This window comes from Spongiibacter sp. (genome assembly GCF_041602295.1).
In the GTDB taxonomy this organism is placed as follows: Bacteria; Pseudomonadota; Gammaproteobacteria; order Pseudomonadales; family Spongiibacteraceae; genus Spongiibacter.
In genome coordinates this window covers 1-4,071 of sequence record NZ_JBFIGO010000162.1, presented here as the reverse complement: position 1 = coordinate 4,071, position 4,071 = coordinate 1, and the positions used below count along the sequence as shown (strand labels likewise).

The 4,071-nt window shown below is 59.7% G+C and carries 3 protein-coding genes; all 3 read left to right on the top strand.

Translation table 11 applies throughout. The features are described from left to right. Positions 1–385 precede the first annotated feature (385 nt). The 3 genes from ABYM29_RS15090 to ABYM29_RS15080 all read left to right on the top strand — a co-directional run bounded on the left by ABYM29_RS15090 (position 386) and on the right by ABYM29_RS15080 (position 4,008). Complete coding sequence (locus ABYM29_RS15090; RefSeq protein WP_372865618.1) at positions 386–1,783, top strand: exonuclease domain-containing protein; 1,398 nt, start codon at positions 386–388, stop codon at positions 1,781–1,783. 102 nt (positions 1,784–1,885) lie between these two features. Further along, a complete protein-coding gene (locus ABYM29_RS15085; protein WP_372865617.1) occupies positions 1,886–3,061 on the top strand; it encodes an alanine--glyoxylate aminotransferase family protein in 1,176 nt (391 codons plus the stop codon). 101 nt (positions 3,062–3,162) lie between these two features. Continuing rightward, a complete protein-coding gene (locus ABYM29_RS15080) occupies positions 3,163–4,008 on the top strand; it encodes an HDOD domain-containing protein (RefSeq protein ID WP_372865616.1) in 846 nt (281 codons plus the stop codon). Positions 4,009–4,071 lie beyond the last annotated feature (63 nt).

Sequence of the window (4,071 nt, the reverse complement as noted above, 5' to 3'; positions counted from 1 at the left end):
TAATGCTCTGCGATGGGGTGGCGACAGCCAGTTGCGAGGGCGGAGGCAGGGTCGGGATTAACGTGGTCGGCGCGTCGGCCTGGCGCTGTAGTATGCGGCCCAGACCGTCGCCGTAGCGCCGCCACGCGTCGGCGTGGCTATTGTCGCTGCGATTGCAGGCTGCCAGTAACAGCGTGGCGCAGGCGAGCAGCGTGGCGCTAAGTGTTAGCTGGCGTATTACCGTGGCCCCTTTGTGTTGCTGAGCACCGTTGCCTGGCGGACTAAGGCGTGGCTCGGCGGGGACAAGTCGGGGTGCTTCATCGGCTGGGGCTCCTGGTTTGGGGGAACGGGTCTAGCTCGTATTATAGGCACTGCTGATTGCCGATTACCGCGATAGAGGGAATGTATGCTGTCGACAATGCGCTGGGCGTTGCTGGACTTGGAAACCACCGGGGCGTCGGCGGCGGACGATGAGATCACCGAGGTTGCGGTGGTTACGCTGGCGCAGGGTGAGGAGGAACACTGGCAGTCGCTGGTTAAGGTCGACGGTGACATCCCGGTGTTTATTCAGCGTCTCACCGGTATCAATGCTGAGCTGTTAGCCGGTGCACCCGCCTTTGAGGCCTTGGCGCCTGAGTTGTTTGCGCGTTTGGCCGGGGCAGTGTTGGTGGCCCACAATGCCCGCTTCGATGCCGGTTTTTTAACACAGTCTTTCCGTCGGCAGGGCTTGGACTATCGGCCGCAAATCCTCTGCACCTTAAAATTGGCGCGTAGCCTCTATCCCGATTGGCCCAAACACGGTCTCGATGCCCTGTGTGAGAACATCGGCTATCGGCGCGACGTCAGCCACCGGGCGATGGCGGATGTATTGGCGATGAAGGCCTTCCTCGCCCACGCGATTGCGGAGCACGGCGAGCCGCGGGTGTTGGCGGAGGTGAGGGCGCAGCTGCAGGGGCCCTCGCTACCTGCCCATCTGAGCCCCGCTGATCTCAAGGCTGTGCCGGCGCGGCCGGGGGTTTATGCTTTTTACGACGAAAAAGATGCCCCGTTGTATGTGGCTAAAAGCGACAATATGCGCCTTGGGGTGGCGGCGTATTTCAGTGCCCAGGCCCCCGCTGGGACCCTGCGGCAGCTGTCTCGGAAATTGCGCCGCATTGAGGCGACGGAGACGGCCGGAGAGCTGGGCGCAGGTCTGCTGGAGAGCACGCAGATTGCCCGGCTGCGGCCGCGTTACAATCGGCAGGGCCACAGTTGTGTGGCCAGCCTACAGGCTGACGAGCAGGGCTATTTGCAGCTACATTTTTTGCCGTCCAGTGGCGACTCAGAGGGTGGCGAGTTGTTCCTGTTTAAGCACCATAAGCTGGCCTGGCAACGCTTGCGCAAGATCGCGGAACAGCTGCGAGTCTGCCCCAGGCGCATGGCTATAGACCGCGCTGAGCTGTGCTGCGAGGCGCAGGGCTGTGCCGAGCAACTGCGGGGCTGTGAGCGGGGTGGCGGTGATCAGTTGTCGGCCGAGGCATTTAACGCGCAGTTTCGTGCGCAGCTGGAGTCCAGTCGGGTGGCCGCTTGGCCGTTCTCCGGCCCGGTGCTGATCGCTGAGCGCCGGGCGAAGCCTCGGCGCTGCGACTGGCACCTCGTTGATCGCTGGCGCTATTACGGCAGCTTTTCCGGGCGCCGGCCGGGACGGCAGCGTTGCGCCGAGCGTCTCGCCGAGGCGCGGCCCTTTGACGCCGATCACTATTACATATTGCAGGCATTTTACGACCGTTTAGATTGGCAGCTACTAATCCCGCCAAAACGGTGAAGCGTTGGCGCGGATACCCTACAATAGCCCTCGAAACTTTGCCGATGCCACCTGTGGCGTTGTGCTTTTGAATACTGTCCATTGAATAGAAAGGCCCCGACTATGAGTATTTCCTCGTTTCAGCCGCCGCTGCGCACCCTGATGGGTCCCGGTCCCTCCGACGTACATCCGCGCATTCTCGAGGCCTTGGGGCGGCCGACGCTTGGCCACTTAGATCCTTTGTTTGTGGGGATGATGGACGAGCTGAAAAGCCTGCTGAAGTACGCCTTTAACACTCAAAATGAATTGACTCTGCCAATTTCAGCGCCGGGTTCGGCCGGTATGGAAGCTTGCTTTGTCAATTTGGTGGAGCCGGGCGATAAAGTGGTGGTGTGTATCAACGGTGTTTTTGGCACTCGTATGCGTGAGAACGTGACCCGCATCGGCGCCACCGCAGTAACAGTGGAGGGCGAATGGGGCAAGCCCGTTGATCCCGCGCAGCTGGAAGAGGTATTGAAGGCCAACCCCGATACCAAGGTTGTTGCCTTCGTTCACGCCGAAACCTCCACTGGCGCGTTGAGCGATGCCAAGGCACTGTGTGCGCTGGCTCGCGAGCACGGCTGCCTGAGCATTGTCGACGCGGTGACGTCGCTGGGGGGCGTTGAATTGCGGGTCGATGACTGGGGAATCGATGCGATTTATTCCGGCAGCCAGAAGTGCCTGTCGTGCACGCCGGGCTTGTCGCCGGTGAGTTTTAGCAATGCGGCCATTGCTGCGATTAAGGCGCGCAAGCACCCGGTGCAGAGCTGGTTCTTGGATATGAATTTGATTCTTGGCTATTGGGGGGAGGGCGGTAAGCGCGCTTACCACCACACGGCGCCGGTCAATGCCCTGTACGGCTTGCACGAGTCGTTGGTCATGTTGCAGGAAGAGGGTTTGGAAAATGCTTGGCAGCGTCATCGCCGTATGCACAATGCCTTGGCGGCGGGGCTAGAGGCGCTGGGTATGCGCTTTGTGGTGGATGCCGACAGCCGCCTGCCACAGCTCAATAGCGTATACATTCCTGAGGGGGTCGACGATGCCGCGGTGCGCCAGCAGCTGTTGGCTGAGCACAACTTGGAGATTGGTGCTGGGCTGGGCGCATTTGCCGGTAAAGTGTGGCGTATTGGTCTGATGGGCTACAGTGCGAGAATGGAGAATATTCGCCTGTTGATCAGCGCGTTGGCGACTGCCATGCAGGCTCAGGGTTATGCATGTGACACTGAGGCGGCCTTGGCCGCAGCAGAGACGCAGAGTTGAGTCTATTGCGGTTTGTGCCGATAGCTCAATGAAGCGGTTTTGCTAGGCTGGAGAGGCAGGCGTTACCCTGTAGCGCCGCCAGCGATAAAGGAAGCTCGAAATTGAGTAGCAATGGACAGTTTATCCAACAGGTGAGGGCGGACTTGTTGCTCGCGATTGAACGCGATGCGGTAAGTTTGCCTACTCTTCCCGAGGTCGCACTGGAAATTCGCAGTGCCGCCAGTGATCCCGATGTCGATATTTCGGTGTTGGCGGCGATCATTGAGCACGATAGCTCGATTGCCGCTAGATTAATCCGCGTTGCCAATAGCTCCTTGTTACGTGGCTTGGACCCTACATACGATGTTAAGGGCGCCATTTCCCGTATAGGTCTTAGCTACACCTCCACCATGGTTACTACGTTGGCCATGCAGCAGATATTTCTCTCCAGCGCTGACGCGCTCAACAAGCGCATGCGTGCGATGTGGGTGCACAGCGCCGATGTAGCGGCGATTTGCCACACACTGGCTTGCGGCCAGCGCCACCTGAAGCCTGAGTTGGCCACCCTGGCGGGCGTGATTCATCAGATTGGCGCATTGCCGATACTTTCCTACGCCTTGGACAGGGCGGAGCTGCGCGCTGATGCCGGCCTGTTAGACCAGTTGTTGGTGGCGTTGACCCCTGAAATGGGGCGATTCATTTTGGCGTCCTGGGAGTTTCCTGAGGAGCTGGTGATGGTGCCTCAGGCGCATCTGGATTTTAGTCGGCACGTTGAGCGAGCCGACTACGCTGATTTGGTGACGGTGGCGAATTTACACAATTACCTTGGCAGTAATCACCCGTTTGCCCAGGTTGAGTGGGCGGGGGTGTCGGCTTTTGAGCGGCTGGGCCTGCCGGTTAATCCCGGCGAAATGGATGACAGCTACTACCAGCAAATAGAGCAAATGCAGGAATTGCTGCGGGCCTAAAATGGCTGCTATTACCTGGGGAATCTCCGCACAGGCTAGTGGCACCCCAGGCCTTGCGTCAGG